The organism is Pseudomonas parasichuanensis (assembly GCF_021601385.1).
Taxonomy (GTDB): Bacteria; Pseudomonadota; Gammaproteobacteria; order Pseudomonadales; family Pseudomonadaceae; genus Aquipseudomonas; species Aquipseudomonas parasichuanensis.
The window spans coordinates 40,258-55,434 of sequence record NZ_BQHO01000008.1 but is presented as its reverse complement, the minus strand read 5'-3'; the positions used below and the strand labels follow the sequence as shown (position 1 = coordinate 55,434).

Sequence of the window (15,177 nt, the reverse complement as noted above, 5' to 3'; positions counted from 1 at the left end):
CTCATGCCTCTTGGGTTTTACGGGCGAAGAACTCGGCTTCGCTGACGATACGGTTGACCAGGCGGCCGACGCCTTCTACTTCCACCACCACTTCATCGCCCGGCACCACGTCGGCCAGGCCTTCCGGCGTGCCGGTGGCGATCATGTCGCCGGGCTGCAGGGTCATGAAGCTGGAGAAGAATTCGATCAGGTAAGGGATGTCGAAGATCATGTCGGCGGTGGTGCCTTCCTGTTTCAGCTCGCCGTTGATCCAGGTGCGCAATGTGAGGTTCGACGGGTCTGGCACATCGGCGGCATCGACGATCCACGGGCCAACCGGGGTGGTGGCGTCGCGGTTCTTCACCCGCAGGTTGGGCCGGTAGTAGTTCTCCAGGTAGTCGCGGATGGCGTAGTCGTTGCACACCGTGTAGCCGGCCAGGTAGGCGAGGGCGTCCTCGCGCTTGACGTTGCGCGCCGGCTTGCCGATCACCGCCACCAGCTCGCACTCGTAGTGCATGTACTTGACGTTGTCGGGGCGCCAGGTGACCTGGTCGTGGCCGGTGTAGGTACCGGGCGACTTGATGAACGCCAGCGGCTCGGTGGGCGGGGTGAAGGCCAACTCGGCGGCGTGGTCGGCGTAGTTCAGGCCCAGGGCGAACATGCTGCCGGTAGCCGGCGGCAGCCAGGTCACCTGGTCTTGGTGCACCAGGCGGCCATCGGCCAGGCGCAGGTGGTCGTCTTCGACCGTGACGGCGTGGACCTGGCCGTCGAACTGGATACGGGCGTGTTTCATGGGGCGAGTCCTTGTTCGGCGACGAGGTGGTTGGTCAGCTGGCCGAGGCCGTCGATCTCGACGGTCACCCGGTCACCGGGCAGCACATCGACACGGCCCTCCGGGGTGCCGGTGATCAGCACGTCGCCGGCATGCAGGGTCATGAACTCGCTGATTTCGGCGATCAGCCGGGCCACGCTGCGCACGCAGTTGGCGGTGTTGTTGTGCTGGCGCAGCTCGCCGTTGACCCACAGGCGGATGCCCAGCGCGTCGGGGTTGCCTATCTGGGCCGCTGGCACCAGCTCCGGCCCCAGCGGGCAGAAGCCGTCGCGGCACTTGGCCTTGACGGCCGGGCGGTAGTAGCTGTCTTCGGGCAGGCTGAATTCGTTGACGATGGTGTAGCCGGCCACGTGTTCGAGGGCGTTTTCAACGCTCACACGGCTGGCGTCCTTGCCGATCACCACGCCCAGTGCCGGGCCGGGCTGCAGGCGTTCTACTCCCGCAGGGTAGGTCACTGCTTGTGCATGGCTGTTACGGGTATTGGGGGTCTTTATGAACAGCACCGGCTTGACCGGCGGCTGCTGGTACGGCGCGTTATGGAAAGACGCCAGGTGCTGCTGCAGCAGGCCCTGGTAGTTCAGGGCGACGCCGAACAGGCTGCCGGTGGCGACCTCGTGCAAGGCACGGCTCATGCTTTTCTCCTGCGGAAGGCGAAGCGCCACGGGACGCTTCATTGCGTTTTTGTTAATGTGTTAACGTTATAATTAAGATGTTAACGATCGTCAAGGCATTCCCCGCTCGCCGGGCAGTGCTACGATGCATTGCCCGGCCTGTTCCACCGCTGCGAGAACAACAATGAAAGAACGACAGCCGATCCCCAACATCAACATCGGTCAGGTCTACGACCAGCGCTACAGCGACAGCGAGGTGCACTACGACCGGCTCGGCAACCTGGCCGGCTTTTTTGGCCGCAACATGCCGGTGCACCGCCATGACCGCTTCTTCCAGGTGCATTACGTGAAGACCGGCAGCGTGCGGGTGTACCTTGACGAACAGCGCTACCACGAGTCGGGGCCGATGTTCTTCCTTACCCCGCCGACGATCCCCCATGCTTTCGTCACAGAGGCCGACGCCGATGGCCATGTGCTGACCGTGCGCCAGCAGCTGGTGTGGCAACTGCTGGAGGCCGAGCCTGGGCTGATCAGCGCGCCGCGCCTGCAACCAGCCTGTGTCGCCCTGGGGCACCTGCAGGGGCCGGCGCGGGAAGAGGCGCATCGACTGGCGCAGCTGTTCGACCTGCTCGGCAGCGAAGTCGGCCACGGCCAGGCGGGGCAGGGCACGGCGCTGCATGACCTGGCACGGCTGGTGATGATCAGCCTGCTGCGGCTGTGTGCCAATTCGCTGGAGGCGATGCCGGCGCGGCACGAGGACTTGCAGCTGTTCCACCGCTTCAATGAACTGATCGAACGCCATTACCTTGAGCACTGGGCCTTGCCGGCCTACGCGGCGGCGTTGGGTGTGACGGAGGCGCGGCTGAACGATGTATGCCGACGCATCGCCGACCTGCCGTCCAAGCGCCTGGTGTTCGAGCGCTTGATGCAGGAGGCGCGGCGCCTGCTGCTGTATACAGGCGGCTCGGCCAACGAGATCTGCTACCAGCTGGGCTTCAAGGACCCGGCGTATTTCAGCCGGTTCTTCCAGCGCCATGCGCAGATGACGCCGGGCGAGTATCGCCAGCGGCAAGGGGCGTTGCGGTGAGGGTTGCATCAGGTGACCCGCTCCAGGCCTCAAGCTTCAAGCGCATCGTGCAATGGCCCGGCGGCAGCGAGAATGGGCGTTAGGCAGGAGCGCTGGTACTTTTCACAGGGGCTGGACAGGCCGGGTGGAAATGTATTTCACTTCATTAATATCTTAATAAAACCAGCCGAGCCCAATGACCATCCCAAGACCCTCCCTGACCTTGACCCTGCTGCAGGCCCGTGAAGCGACCATGGCGTTCTTCCGCCCGGCCCTCAATGCCCATGACCTGACCGAACAGCAATGGCGGGTGATCCGTATCCTGCGCCAGCAGGGCGAGCTGGAGAGCCACCAGTTGGCGGACCTGGCGTGCATTCTCAAGCCGAGCATGAGCGGCGTGCTCAAGCGCCTGGAGCGTGACGGGCTGGTGGGGCGGCGCAAGTCGCCGGAGGATCAGCGACGGATCTTCATCAGCCTGACCGTGCGCGGGCAGCAGGCATTTTTGGCGATGAGCGAGGAGATGGAGCGCAATTACCAGGAGATCCAGCGCCAATTCGGGGCGGACAAGCTGGAGCAATTGATGGGGTTGCTTAATGAGTTGAAGAAGATTCAACCATGATGCAATTGGGGCGCTGAGCGCCCCAGCCCCTTACTGGCCGGCCAACCCCAACGAATCATCCAATATCTTCAACAACGAAGCCGCCCGCCGCGCATACACCGCCGGGTTCGCATACAGCAGCTCCACATGCAGGCTGTCGATGATCCCAAGATAAGCATCCCCATACAGCTCCAGCTTGTTGCCATCGCTGCGGGCCCAGCCATGCCGCTCGCGCAGGGCCTGGCAGAAGCCCAGGCGAATCTGCTCCAGATACGCCTCGAACCCCGTGGTCACGATCGAGCGTATCGGCGCCGGCGGCAGGAACGCGCTGCGCAGCACGAAGCGCAAATTGGCCGAGCCGGCATAGCGCTCGGCCAGGTGCAGCGGGTGCCAGTGCCCCGGCGCCTCACGATCTGCGGCCTCATGGGCGAAGCCCGCTTCGACATAGGCGGTCTCCTCGGCCAGGGCGCGCTCGAACGCACAGACGAACAACGCATCCTTGTTGGCGAAGTGCGCATACAGCGAGGCCTTGCGCATGCCCGCCTGGGCCGCGATTTCGTTCAGTGACGAGCCGTCGTAGCCATGCTCGGCAAAGTGTTCGACGGCGTGGTCGCAAATGCGCGCGGCGGAAGGGGTCAGGGCTTTCAAGGCGGTCACTCCGGGTTGACGCTGTAGTGCGAGGCGCTGATTGTCTTTGCCAGGGCGGCGCGGGTCAAACCCAGGATGACCACGGCGGCACCGGCCAACAGCCAGGCCCAGGCCTGCGGGCCGAGGGTCGCCAGGTGCCCGGCCAGGGGCGTGGCGCTGGACGAGATCACCAGTTGCAAGGCACCGAGCAGCGCGGCAGTGGAGCCGACATCGCGGTGTTGCGAAGACATCGCCAAGGCCATCAGCGTGGCCTCGCAGATGCCCAGGCCGAACAACGCCAGCACCACGCCGCCCAACAGCACCGGCAAACCGCCGCCCACCACCGTCAGCAGTGCGCCGGCGCCCATGCACAGCGCACCCCACCAGGCCACCCGGGCCACGCCGTGGCGCTTCACCCACAGGCCCGACCCCGCGGCGCCCAGCAGAATGGCCACGCCACAGGCGCCGAACAGCATGCCGAACTGGGTGCTGGTCAGCCCGAAATGCTGCTGGTACACGTAGGCGGAACCGGCGATGTAGGCGAACAGGAAAAAGAACACCGCCGACAGCGCCAGGGCCGGGCGCAGGAAGGCGCCGTCACGGGCGATACGCGCATAGGTGCGCAATACACTACGCGGCGCCAGGCGCACGCGCTGCGCGGCGGGCAAGGTTTCACCCAACGCCAGCGCGGAGTTGAGCAAGGTCAGGAGGCCAAGCCCACCCAGTACCAGCATGATCGCCCGCCAGCCCCAGGCGGCATCCACCACGCCGCCCACCGCCGGGGCGAGAATCGGCGCCAGGCCTTCGATGGTCATCAGCAGGGCAAAGATCTGTGCCGCCCGTGCGCCGTCGGCGACGTCGCGCACCATGCTCATGATCACTACCAGGGTCAGCGCGCTGGCCAGGCCCTGGATCAGGCGAGCCAGCAGCAGTGCTTCGAGTGAGTTGGCCGCTGCCGCGGCCAGCGAGGTGACCGTGAACACCAGCAACCCCAACAGCAACGGCCGGCGCCGGCCCAGCGCATCCACCAGCGGGCCGAACAGCAGTTGCCCGGCGCCCATGGCCAGCAGGAACACGGTCAGGGTCAATTGCACCTGGGGATAGCCGGTGCCGAAGTCGCGGGCCATTTCCGGCAGGCTGGCCAGGTACATGTCGATGGCCGAAGGGCCGAGGGCGCCGATCAAGGCGAGGGAGGCGGCGAAGCGCAGGTTTGAGTGGGTGGGCATGACAGCGAAATCCATTGGACAAAAATATACCTACCGACCGGTAGGTTGTGCTGAGATTAAGCATATTCATGCCCGGGGTCAACTTGCCCAGCGATGGCCTATGCCGCTTGCGCGCCAAATACACAGTCATTGCTTGTTTAGCGCCACCGGTCCGATGAATCCGCAATAAACCGAATCCGCCGTTATCGCTGTACTCCCACACCATGTACGGCACGCAACCGTGCATCCCCAAGCCAAACGAGGTTGATGACCATGGCTACCAAAGACAACGACAAGATGAGCAAGGACAGCGACAAAATGGGCCACCAGGGCGGTTCGAAAAACCCTGGGAATTTCGCCAATGACCGCGACAAGGCCTCTGAAGCCGGCCGCAAAGGTGGGCAAAGCACCGGTGGTGAGCACCGCCAGAGCCCCGAGTCCGGCCGCAAGGGTGGCCGCTCGTAAGTGAGGCCCAGCAGTGCCAGGGGCCCCTGGCACTGCGTCTTGAACGTTTCCATCCGCACAATCTATGGCCGAGGTGTCTTTTCAGTACGCCCGACAAGGATGTTGTTGGGCAATCCACGCGGCTTCATCACGGCTTTCGGCCTGCCGCCTCGCCACTCGCCCGCAGTTGCCTGGCGCGTTTTTCCAGCACCAGGTAGGTGAGCACCGCCAGCAGCAGGGGAATCAGGTAGTACAGGGTGCGGTAGCCCAGTAGCGCCGCCACCAGGCTGCCTTGGCCGAGCTGGCCGTGCAGCAGTGTCAGGAACACTGTTTCCAGCACCCCGAGCCCGGCGGGAATATGGGCCACCGCCCCGGCTACACAACTGATGAGCAGTACGCCGAGGACTGCCGGGTAGAACAGTTGCCCTGGCAACAACCAATAGATCAGCGCCGCCATCAACGCCCAATTGGCAGCGCCCACAGCCACCTGGCACAGCGCCAGGCGCAGCGAGGGCAGGGTGATCTCGTGGCCACGCGGGTGCCAGGTGCGGCGTTTGGCAAACGCGCACGCCAGCAGGTAGGCGAGGGCGACCGCCACCATCAGCACGCCGATCAGGCGCAGCCCGCCGGCACCGACCGCCCAGTTGCCTGGCAGCTTGACGACGCCCAGGGCGAACACGCTGCCGGCCAGCAGCAAGTAGCCCATCCAGTTGGTCAGCAAACCCAGCGTCAGGATGCGGGTGATGGTCGCGTTATCCAGCCCCAGGCGGCCATACAGGCGGTAGCGCAGGGCCACGCCGCCGACCCAGGTGGTGAAGTTGAGGTTGAAGGCATAGCAGACGAAGGCCACCGGCAACACTTGGCGCGCCGGCAACCGATGGCCGGTGTAGGCCCGGGCCAGCAGGTCGTAGCTGGCGAACACCAGGTAACTGCACAGCGCCAACCCCAGGCCGATCAGCAGGGTCGAGGGCTTGTAGGCCAGCAGCGACTGGCGAACCTCCTGCCAGTCGAGGTTGCGCACCAGCATGAACAGCAAGGCCGGGATCAGCACCAGGAACACCAGGGTCAGCAGGCGCTTGCCCAGGATCTGCCAGCGTTTGGCGACCATCAGGTGTTGCCCTCGTGGCAGCGCGCTGGCGTTTCGTCCTGCGGTTGCAGGGCCTTGAGGCGCTGGCGGTGCGCAGGGAACCAGCCGGCGATGCGCGGGAAGTAACGGGTGAGGTGAAAGCCGAGGAAGATCAGCGGCGCTCGCCACCAATAGCCGCGCACCATGCGTTCCAGGGTCACGGCCTTGCAGTGCTGCCGGGCCAGTTCGCTCAGGTGCTCATGCAGCCGGTGGTTGAAAGCGCGATCGCGGATCAAGAGGTTGGCTTCAAGGTTGAACGCCAGGCTCAGCGGGTCGAGGTTGCTTGAACCCACGGTCGCCCAGTCGTCATCCACCAGCGCCACCTTGCCGTGCAGCGGGCGCTGGCAGTACTCGTGGATGCGTACCTGGTCGCGCAGCAGGTAGTTATAGAGCAGCCGCGACAGCGTGCGCACCCAGCGCATGTCGGGTTGGCCCTGGAGAATCAGGGTTACCTCGACGCCGCGCCGGGCGGCATTGCGCAGCTCGCGCAGCAGCCGGTAACCGGGGAAGAAATAGGCGTTGGCGACGACGATGCGCTGGCGCGCCTGGCGAAACACCTCGAGGTACTGCGCTTCGATGGCGGTGCGCTGGCGTTCGTTGTCGCGCACCACCAGCATGGCCTGGGCGGCGCCCGCGGGGGCGGTGGTTGGCCTGACCTCGGCCGGCGCCTGCAGCACCGGGGCCATCAGCTTGCGGCTGCTGGCATGCACCTGCGCCACCACCGGCCCGCGCACCTGCACCGCATAATCCTGCTTGGCCTGTGGCCCGTAGTCTGCCAAGTGGTCGGCGCTGTAGTTGATGCCGCCGATGAACGCCTCTTGCCCGTCCACCACCACAATCTTGCGGTGCAGGCGGCGGAACAGGTTGGTGCGCATGCCCGCCAGGCGCGGTTGCGGGTCGAAGGCATGAAGGCGCACACCGGCGTCGGTCAGCGAGGTGATGAAGTCGGCGGGCAGGTCGGCGGTGCCATAGCCGTCCACCGCCACTTCGACCCTCACGCCACGGCGGGCGGCGTCGACCAGCACCTGGCGCAACTGCTGGCCGACCTTGTCGTCGTAGATGATGAAGGTTTCCAGCAGGATTTCCTCGCGCGCCTGGGCCATGGCCGCGAACACCCGGGGGTAATATTCCTCGCCGTTGATCAGCAACTCGACCTGGTTGCCGTCACGCCAGGCGGGCTTCACAGGCTCACCTGCGCCACCAGCGGGGCATGGTCGGAAAGATGGGACCAGGGGTAGCGGGACAGCACGTGGGCACTGTCGGCGCGGGCGTTGTGCAGGTAGATGCGGTCCAGGCGCAGCAAGGGCAGGCGCGCCGGGAAGCTGCGGGCCGGGGTGCCGAAGGCTTCTGCCAGGCGCCCAGTCAACAGTGCATCGGCCTTCAGCCGCCAGTCATTGAAATCGCCAGCAACCACCACCGGTGCATCCGCCGGCAAGCGGTCGAGCAATTGCAGCAACAGCTGCACCTGGCGCCGCCGATGCTGCTCACGCAGCCCCAGGTGCACGCACACCGCGTGCAGTTGCTCATGGCCCGGTACCTCCAGGCGGCAATGCAACAAGCCACGCTGTTCGTTACCGTCGATCGACACGTCGAAGTTGTCGTAGGCGGCGATGGGGAACTTCGACAGCAGCGCGTTGCCATGGTCGCCATGGGGGTAGACCGCATTGCGGCCATAGGCGAACTGCGGCCACATGCTGTCGGCGAGAAACTCGTACTGCGGCGCTTCGGGCCAGGCCGGGTGTCGCCGCGCGTGCTGCTGATGGCTGCCGTGCACCTCTTGCAGGAACACAAGGTCCGCGCCGGTGGCCCTCACCGCTTCGCGCAGCTCGGGCAGGATGAAGCGCCGGTTGAACGGGGTGAAGCCCTTGTGCACGTTGAGGGTCAGCACGGTGAGCTGATGCACGGCGGTGAGCGTGTCGCTGCTGCTACGTGGGGCGGCCAGGGTCTTGTTCACGCGGTTTCCCTTTGCAGTCATTTGCCTTCAGTAGCGACAGGCAGACAACGCGAAGGGTTCAGCTTGATTGACTGGCGGCGCATGGAACTTTGCCCGTGCCTTGCGCCTCCACCGCTAGCAGGGGATCACGCAGGAGCCCGGCACCATGAAATTCGACCGATTCGCCCAATGGCTTGCCAGCCACAGCGGCCGCCCGCTGACATTCGTGCTGGCGCTGCTGCTGATCCTGATCTGGGGTGTCAGCGGGCCGCTGTTCCACTTCAACGACACCTGGCAACTGGTGATCAATACCTCGACCACCATCATCACCTTCCTGATGGTGTTTCTGATCCAGAACACCCAGAACCGTGACAACGACGAGCTGCACATCAAGATCGACGAACTGCTGCGCACCACCCGGCGCGCGCACAAGGCGCTGCTCGACCTGGAAGACATGGACGCGACCGAACTGCATGCCTTGCGCAAGCAGTACCAGCGCCTCGGCGAGCAGGACGAACAGCCCAGACAACCCGACTGACCGGGAGGCCCCATGGCCAGGCACATCATTCACTACACCGGCCCCATCAACTCGTCCACCTGCGGCAACCTGATCAACACCTGCTCGCGGGCCCTGCAGCAGGGCGCAGAATTGCTGCAGCTGAACATCGCCACCATGGGCGGCGAGTGCAGCTATGGCTTTACCCTGTACAACTTCCTGCGCAGCCTGCCGGTGCCGGTGCACACCCATAACCTCGGCACGGTGGAGTCCATGGGCAATATCATCTTCCTCGCCGGTAGCCACCGTACCGCCTGCGCGCTGAGCAAGTTCCTGTTCCATCCGTTCCACTGGACCCTGCACGGTTCGGTGGACCATGCGCGCATGGCCGAGTACGCCATGAGCCTGGATTACGACCTGCGTTTGTATGAGCAGATTGTTGTCGAACGGACCGCAGGGGGCAGCGAGGCGCTGGATGTACCGCGCTACCTGATGGCTTACCCGCGCATTCTGGGGCCGGAGGAGGCGCTGCGTTGCGGGCTGATTCAGGCCATCGACGATTTGCCGATTGCGGCGGATAGCACGCAGTGGAGCGTGCATGCGTGATGCAGGGCTGTGCAGTGCCAGGGTCAATAGCCGGCGTACTTGGCCGCCGCCGCAGTGCGGGTAGGCACATTGAGGGCCTTGAGCAGCGACGAGACATGAATGCGCACGGTAAAGGGCGAAATCGCCAGCGCGCGGGCGATTTCCTTGTTGGTCTTGCCTTGGGCAACCAGGCGCAGCACGTCCTGCTGGCGTTGCGTCAGCCGTTGCAGCGCGGGGTCGGCCATGCCCTGTGCCAGCAGGCCACTGCTGGCGTATTCGACCACCACCTCGCCCGCGCGGATCGCCAGAATGGCGGCGCCCAGTGCCGCGGGCGCGACGCTCTTGCCGATGAAACCATCGACACCGGCGGCCATGACGTCGTCGATGACACCGGGGTCGTCGACCATCGACACGATGATCAGGGTGGTGCGCGGCAACTGCTGGCGCAGTTCGGCCAGGCGGCCGATGCAGGTCAGGCCGGGGAAGCGCAGGTCCAGGATCAGGGTATCGGGGACCGCGCCGTCGCCGGCCAGCCTCAGCACATCCGCCAGGCACGCGGCTTCTTCGAGCACGGCCTCGGGCAGCAGGCGGCGCACAGTGCTGACCATGGCTTCCCTGAACAGCGGATGGTCATCCGCCACGATGATGCGGCAACTCACGCGAGCAAACTCCCTGTTGGCCAACCCGTGCTAATTTAGCAGCCTGGCATGGCGCTTGGCGTGGGCCATTGCACAAGATGCCTACTGGCGCACAAGGACGTTACCCCATGAAGTTCGAGAAAAACAGCGAACTGGACCAGGCCAATCTGCGCATCATCGTCGCCTCGTGCGCCATCAGCTATGTCGCCTTGCTGGGCTTCCTGCCGGGCCGCACGCCTGCCACCTACCTGCCGGTGGTGCTCTACTACGCGGCGTTCGTGGTGCTGTCGGTGGGCCTGCGCCAGGCCATCGCGCACTGGCCTGGGCATTACCCCTGGCGACGCATCCTGGGCATGGTCCATGACTACACCGCCACCAGTTTTGGCCTGGTGGTCGGGGGCGAGGCGGCGTTACCGCTGTACGCGGTGATGGTGTGGATCAACCTGGGCAACGGCATGCGCTTCGGTTCGCGCTACCTGGCCATCGCCACCGTGCTGGACCTGCTGGCATTGCTGGTGGTGTGGCGGCTGACACCGTACTGGCAGCAACAGCCGTTCCTGCTGCCGATGCTGCTGACCACCACCACCTTGATCCCGTTCTATGCCCACCTGCTGCTGGAGCGCACGCGCAAGGCCACGGCCCTGGCCGAGGCGGCCACCCGGGAAAAATCACGTTTCCTCGCCCAGGCCAGCCACGACCTGCGCCAGCCGATTCACTCCATCGGCCTGTATACCGCGTGCTTGCGCGAAGCACCGCTCACCGATGAAGCCAGCCGGTTGGTGGACAGCATCGACCGCTCGCTGCACAACGTCTCGCAGTTGTTCCGGTCGATTCTGGACCTGTACACCCTGGACAACGGCAAGTTGCAGCCGGCCCTGGAGGTGTTCGCGCTGGACACCTTGCTGCGCGACCTGCTGCGCCAGAACGCCGAGGCGGCGCGTTGGGCGGGCGTGCACATGCGCCTGGTGCCCAGCCGGCACTGGACGCGGGCCGACCCGGGCATGCTGGCGACCATGGTGCAGAACCTGCTGTCCAACGCCTTCAAGTACGCCGCGGGGCAGCCGCTGCTGATCGGCGTGCGCCGTTGCGGCGAGGGCTTGGCAATCATGGTCTGTGACCAGGGCCGAGGCATTGCCGAGGCGGACCAGGGCAAGGTGTTCGAGGAGTTCTACCGGGTGCGCGAGGCGTGCGACAAGGATGTCGAGGGCGTGGGCCTGGGCCTGCCGATCGTCAAGCGGCTCGGGCAATTGATGGGCCTTGAGGTGGTGTTGCGCTCACGCTTTGGTCACGGCACCAGTGTCAGGCTTGAGGGCCTGCCGAAGGTTGCAGCGCTTGCGCCGCAGCGCAAGGCAGCCCCTGCAGCGCAGGCCGGGCTGCTCAATGGCTTGCGGGTGTGCCTGGTGGAGGATGACCCCAACGTGCTGCAGGCCACCTGTGCGCTGTTGCAGCGCTGGGGGTGCGAGGTGCAGGCGCTGGATTCGGCCAGGGCGGCGGCCCGTGATTGCGATGTGATCGTCGCCGATTACGACCTCGGCCCCGAGGCGACCGGCATCGATGTTATCGAACGGCTGCGTGAGCAGCGCGGCTTCGCGGTGCCGGCACTGATCATGACCGGGCACGACCTGGAGCCTTTGCAAGGCAGGTTGCAGGCCTGTGGCATCGCAGTCCTGGCCAAGCCGGTTCGCCCGGTGGAGCTGCGCGGCGCGTTGCGCGCCCTGCGTACGTCATCCGTGGCGCCGGTCAACTAGGCCGGCGCCACTGGCCATTATTGGAAGACCGGCGCCTGGCCTTCTTTCCAGCACGTCGGCGAAGGCGTGTAGATCCCCATGCCGGCCACGGCGACCAGGCCGCCACTGGGCACCTGGCAGTCGTACTGGCCCTTGGCGGTGCTGGCGGTGAAGTAGGTGGTATTGGAGTCGTTGCGCACCTTGCTGACCTGGTTCACCGGGGTACCGAGGGTGATTTCAGCCCGCTGCTTGAGGGTTTCCGGGGAGGGCTTGGCTGTCTGGCAACCGGCCAGGCCCGCCACGACGGCGAGCAGCAACAGGGGTTTGAAGGCAATGGGCTTGGCGTTCATCGCGTGGCTTCCTTGGCATTGTTCTGGAGGCGCCGCCCTGGGGGTCGCAAGGGCTGACGGTGGGCCGACTATAGCGCCGGGAAGGGCCACACGATGTAGGGCAGATGTACGAGATGGCCGATGGCCAGCCAATACCGATCACCTGCTGGCGATGCCATGGCGCCCCGACCTGCGTAACAGCACGATGAAGAACAGCCCACCGATCGCCGCGGTGGCGATACCGATCGGCAGGTCCTGCGGCGCGATCAGGGTACGGGCGCCGACATCCACCCACACCATGAACAACCCACCCAGCAGGGCGCAGGCAGGCAGCAATCGACGGTGCTCGGCACCGACCAGCCGCCTGGCCACGTGCGGCAGCATCAGCCCAACGAAACCGATGGCCCCGGACAGCGACACCAGCACGCCGGTCAACAGCGCGCAGCCCACGAACACCAGTGCGCGTACCCGGCGTGTGTCGAAGCCCAGGCTGACGGCGGTCTGTTCGCCACCAAGCAAGGCATTGAGCGCGCGCGCCAGGCACATCAACAGTATGAAACCGCCCAGCACACTGGCGGCGGGCAGCCACAGCAGCGACCACTGCGCCAGCCCCAGGCCACCGAGCATCCAGAACATCACCGAACTGGCGGCATGGGGGTCGCCGGTGTACAGCAGCAGGTTGGCCAGGGCCATGACCACGAACGACACCGCCACCCCGGCCAGCAGCAGGCGTTCGCTGTCCAATCGCCCGCGCTGGCTGGCCACGCCCAGCACCAGCAGCATGCTGGCCAGGGCACCGCCGAAGGCCGCCAGCGGCAGGCTCAGCGGGCCTGCGAACGGGCCCAGGTACAGCACCACCAGTACCGCGCCAAGCACGGCGCCGGAACTCACCCCCAGCAAGTGCGGGTCTGCCAGCGGGTTGCGGGTCACCGCCTGCAAGGCGCCACCGACCAACGCCAGGCCCGCGCCGACCAGCGCGCCGAGCAACACCCTGGGCGCGCGGATCTGCCAGACGATCTGGGCCTGGCCACGGCTGAAATCGCCTGTCTGGGTCAACCCCAGTTGCTCGCCGACGATCTGCATCACCTTGTCCAGCGGCACCTGGGCAGCGCCGAAGCCCAGCGACAGCACGCAGGAACACAGCAACGCGAGCAACAGCCCCACCAGCAACAGGCGATAGGCCGCAAGGGAGCGCAATGACGTCATGGGCGCACCTCGGCGAACCGCTGCGGGTGCAGCGCGCCCGCCAGGTGCTCGATGGCGTCGGCATTTGCCAGCGAAGGCGTCACTTGCAGGTACGACAGCACCACGAAACGCTGCGCGCGAATGGCCGCCACAGCGCCCAGCGCAGGGTGCTGCAGCAGGAAATCGCGTTTTTGCTGCCAGGTGGTCGGGCCATAGTCGACGATCACGATGACCTCGGGGTCGCGTTCGACCACGCTTTCCCAACTCACTTCGGTCCAGCTGGCCTTGACGTCGGCCATGACGTTGTCGCCGGCGGCCGCCTCGATCAGCGCCTGAGGCATGCCCAGGCTGCCGGAGGTGGTCGGGCGGTCTTCGCCGCTGTCGTAGAGGAATACCCGGGGCTTTGCATGAACATCGGCCAGCGCGGTAGTGACTCGGGCCACACGTTGGCGCAACTGGGTGATCAGCGCCTGGGCCCGTGGCGCCACATCGAAGATGCGCCCAAGGTTCTCCAGGTCGGTGTACAGGTCGTCGAGGCGTGCAGGTGGGCGGGGCATGATCCGCGAGCAGGATTCGCTCAGCTCGTAGACCGCTATGCCGAACGGCGCCAGGCGCTGCGGGGTTACCGGCCCGCCAACCTGCATGCCGTAGCTCCAGCCGGCGAACAGGAAGTCGGCATTGGCATCCAGCAGGTTTTCCAGGGACGGGTAACGCGCCGCAAGCTCCGCAAGCCCGCCCAGGGCCTCACGCATCGAGGCGTCCAGGGTTTTCCAGCCGCTGATACCGCTGTAACCGGCCATGCGGTCACGCAGGCCCAGGGCCAGGAGCATGTCGGTGAGGTTGACGTCGTGGCTGACGGCCCTCAGGGGGGCGTGATCAAAGGTCACGTCGCGGTCGCAGCTGCGCACCGTCACGGGGTAATCGCTGGCCTGGGCGGTCAAGGCCAGGCCGGCGAGCAAAGCCAGGAGCGAACGCTTCATGCGGGGCTGATCCAGGTGATGCGTGGGTGATCGCCCACGGGGTGACGGTCGACCAGGGCCTGTACCCCGAACACGTCGGCCAGGCACTGCTCGGTCAGCACCTGCGTCGGCGTGCCGTGGGCGACGATGCGGCCCTGTTCGATCACATACAGCCGGTCGCAAAACGCCGCCGCCAGGTTGAGGTCGTGAAAGCTTGCCAGCAGCCCCAGGCCGGTGCCGCGCAGGTGCTGCAGCAACGCCAGCTGGTAACGCGGGTCGAGGTGGTTGGTCGGCTCGTCCAGCACCAGCAACCGAGGCTGCTGGGCCAGGGCCCGGGCCAGCAGCACGCGTTGCTTTTCACCGCCCGACAGGCTGGCGAACGGTTGCCCGGCACGGCTTTCAAGGCCCAGTTGGCGCAGCGCATCGTCCACTGGCGCCGGGTCGCTGTCGCTGGCCAGCCAGCCCAGGTGCGGGGTACGGCCCATGGCGACGACGGCCCGCACATCAAGGCCGAAATCCTCGGGAAACTCTTGCAGCATCACCGCCAGGCGGCGGGCCACCCAACGTGGCGACTGGCGCCAGATATCCTCGCCATCGAGCAATACCTGGCCCTGCTGCGGCCGGCTGAAACGGTAGACGCAGCGCAAGAGGCTGGTCTTGCCGCTGCCATTGGGGCCGATCAGGCCAACGAATTCGCCGGGGTACAGGTGCAGGTCGATACCGTCGAGCAGCGGCGGCTCGTCAGGCGACAGCGCATAGGACAGGCGTTCGAGGTGCAGCAGGGGGGACGACATACGAACAGGCACCGTAGGGAGAATGAACCCCAGCGGCAGATGT

General features: G+C 65.8%; 18 protein-coding genes. 6 read left to right on the top strand and 12 right to left on the bottom strand.

Annotated features, from left to right (window positions below; all coding sequences use genetic code 11):
* Position 1: 1 nt before the first annotated feature.
* Together L6D77_RS08935 and L6D77_RS08930 are read right to left on the bottom strand one after the other, a co-directional pair.
* Entirely contained in the window at positions 2-772 is a 771-nt protein-coding gene (locus L6D77_RS08935; protein WP_232881350.1) for a fumarylacetoacetate hydrolase family protein, read from the bottom strand.
* Positions 769-1,443 (bottom strand): fumarylacetoacetate hydrolase family protein, encoded by a 675-nt coding sequence (locus L6D77_RS08930; protein ID WP_232881337.1) that lies wholly within the window; start codon positions 1,441-1,443, stop codon positions 769-771. The genes L6D77_RS08935 and L6D77_RS08930 overlap by 4 nt, the downstream gene beginning before the upstream one ends.
* A gap of 163 nt (positions 1,444-1,606) precedes the next feature.
* On the opposite strand from L6D77_RS08930, the gene hpaA reads away from it, so the two are divergent.
* Complete coding sequence (gene hpaA, locus L6D77_RS08925) at positions 1,607-2,509, top strand: 4-hydroxyphenylacetate catabolism regulatory protein HpaA (RefSeq protein ID WP_232881324.1); 903 nt, start codon at positions 1,607-1,609, stop codon at positions 2,507-2,509.
* A 175-nt stretch (positions 2,510-2,684) separates the two neighbouring features.
* Positions 2,685-3,107, top strand: coding sequence for a homoprotocatechuate degradation operon regulator HpaR (gene hpaR, locus L6D77_RS08920; RefSeq protein WP_110993855.1), 423 nt, complete (start codon positions 2,685-2,687; stop codon positions 3,105-3,107).
* A 30-nt stretch (positions 3,108-3,137) separates the two neighbouring features.
* On the opposite strand, the gene L6D77_RS08915 is transcribed toward hpaR, so the two are convergent.
* Positions 3,138-3,734 carry a TetR/AcrR family transcriptional regulator gene (locus L6D77_RS08915; protein ID WP_232881322.1) on the bottom strand — a complete coding sequence of 199 codons (597 nt, stop codon included), beginning with the start codon at positions 3,732-3,734 and terminating at the stop codon, positions 3,138-3,140.
* Between the two features lie 5 nt (positions 3,735-3,739).
* Positions 3,740-4,939: a Bcr/CflA family efflux MFS transporter gene (locus tag L6D77_RS08910; protein WP_232881320.1), complete on the bottom strand. Its 1,200-nt coding sequence runs from the start codon at positions 4,937-4,939 to the stop codon at positions 3,740-3,742.
* A gap of 252 nt (positions 4,940-5,191) precedes the next feature.
* On the opposite strand from L6D77_RS08910, the gene L6D77_RS08905 reads away from it, so the two are divergent.
* Positions 5,192-5,383 carry a con-10 family general stress protein gene (locus L6D77_RS08905; RefSeq protein WP_232881317.1) on the top strand — a complete coding sequence of 64 codons (192 nt, stop codon included), beginning with the start codon at positions 5,192-5,194 and terminating at the stop codon, positions 5,381-5,383.
* 127 nt (positions 5,384-5,510) lie between these two features.
* Here L6D77_RS08905 and L6D77_RS08900 read toward each other — a convergent pair whose 3' ends face one another.
* The 3 genes from L6D77_RS08900 to L6D77_RS08890 are packed head-to-tail and all read right to left on the bottom strand — an operon-like array spanning position 5,511 to position 8,442.
* Entirely contained in the window at positions 5,511-6,470 is a 960-nt protein-coding gene (locus L6D77_RS08900; protein ID WP_232881315.1) for a lysylphosphatidylglycerol synthase domain-containing protein, read from the bottom strand.
* Positions 6,470-7,672 carry a cardiolipin synthase ClsB gene (clsB, locus tag L6D77_RS08895; RefSeq protein ID WP_232881299.1) on the bottom strand — a complete coding sequence of 401 codons (1,203 nt, stop codon included), beginning with the start codon at positions 7,670-7,672 and terminating at the stop codon, positions 6,470-6,472. The genes L6D77_RS08900 and clsB overlap by 1 nt, the downstream gene beginning before the upstream one ends.
* Complete coding sequence (locus L6D77_RS08890; RefSeq protein ID WP_232881297.1) at positions 7,669-8,442, bottom strand: endonuclease/exonuclease/phosphatase family protein; 774 nt, start codon at positions 8,440-8,442, stop codon at positions 7,669-7,671. The genes clsB and L6D77_RS08890 overlap by 4 nt, the downstream gene beginning before the upstream one ends.
* A 145-nt stretch (positions 8,443-8,587) precedes the next feature.
* Here L6D77_RS08890 and L6D77_RS08885 point away from each other — a divergent pair, with 145 nt between their 5' ends.
* Entirely contained in the window at positions 8,588-8,959 is a 372-nt protein-coding gene (locus L6D77_RS08885) for a low affinity iron permease family protein (RefSeq protein ID WP_232881287.1), read from the top strand.
* A 12-nt stretch (positions 8,960-8,971) separates the two neighbouring features.
* Positions 8,972-9,523 (top strand): ATP-dependent Clp protease proteolytic subunit, encoded by a 552-nt coding sequence (locus L6D77_RS08880; protein WP_153785062.1) that lies wholly within the window; start codon positions 8,972-8,974, stop codon positions 9,521-9,523.
* A gap of 23 nt (positions 9,524-9,546) precedes the next feature.
* On the opposite strand, the gene L6D77_RS08875 is transcribed toward L6D77_RS08880, so the two are convergent.
* The gene (locus L6D77_RS08875; RefSeq protein WP_232881286.1) at positions 9,547-10,161 is read right to left on the bottom strand and encodes a LuxR C-terminal-related transcriptional regulator; all 615 of its coding nucleotides are present in this window, start codon (positions 10,159-10,161) and stop codon (positions 9,547-9,549) included.
* Positions 10,162-10,268: 107 nt separating this feature from the next.
* Here L6D77_RS08875 and L6D77_RS08870 point away from each other — a divergent pair, with 107 nt between their 5' ends.
* Positions 10,269-11,888 (top strand): ATP-binding response regulator, encoded by a 1,620-nt coding sequence (locus L6D77_RS08870; protein WP_232881283.1) that lies wholly within the window; start codon positions 10,269-10,271, stop codon positions 11,886-11,888.
* A gap of 17 nt (positions 11,889-11,905) precedes the next feature.
* Here the strand turns inward: L6D77_RS08870 and L6D77_RS08865 are convergent, their stop codons facing one another.
* The 4 genes from L6D77_RS08865 to L6D77_RS08850 all read right to left on the bottom strand — a co-directional run bounded on the left by L6D77_RS08865 (position 11,906) and on the right by L6D77_RS08850 (position 15,134).
* Positions 11,906-12,217, bottom strand: a complete 312-nt coding sequence (locus L6D77_RS08865) for a hypothetical protein (protein WP_232881281.1) — start codon at positions 12,215-12,217, stop codon at positions 11,906-11,908.
* Between the two features lie 138 nt (positions 12,218-12,355).
* On the bottom strand, positions 12,356-13,402 hold the full coding sequence (locus L6D77_RS08860) for a FecCD family ABC transporter permease (RefSeq protein ID WP_232881279.1): 1,047 nt from the start codon (positions 13,400-13,402) through the stop codon (positions 12,356-12,358).
* Positions 13,399-14,361 (bottom strand): ABC transporter substrate-binding protein, encoded by a 963-nt coding sequence (locus L6D77_RS08855; RefSeq protein WP_232881277.1) that lies wholly within the window; start codon positions 14,359-14,361, stop codon positions 13,399-13,401. Before L6D77_RS08855 ends, L6D77_RS08860 begins: the two co-directional genes overlap by 4 nt.
* Positions 14,358-15,134, bottom strand: a complete 777-nt coding sequence (locus tag L6D77_RS08850; RefSeq protein WP_232881275.1) for an ABC transporter ATP-binding protein — start codon at positions 15,132-15,134, stop codon at positions 14,358-14,360. Before L6D77_RS08850 ends, L6D77_RS08855 begins: the two co-directional genes overlap by 4 nt.
* Between the last annotated feature and the right edge of the window lie 43 nt (positions 15,135-15,177).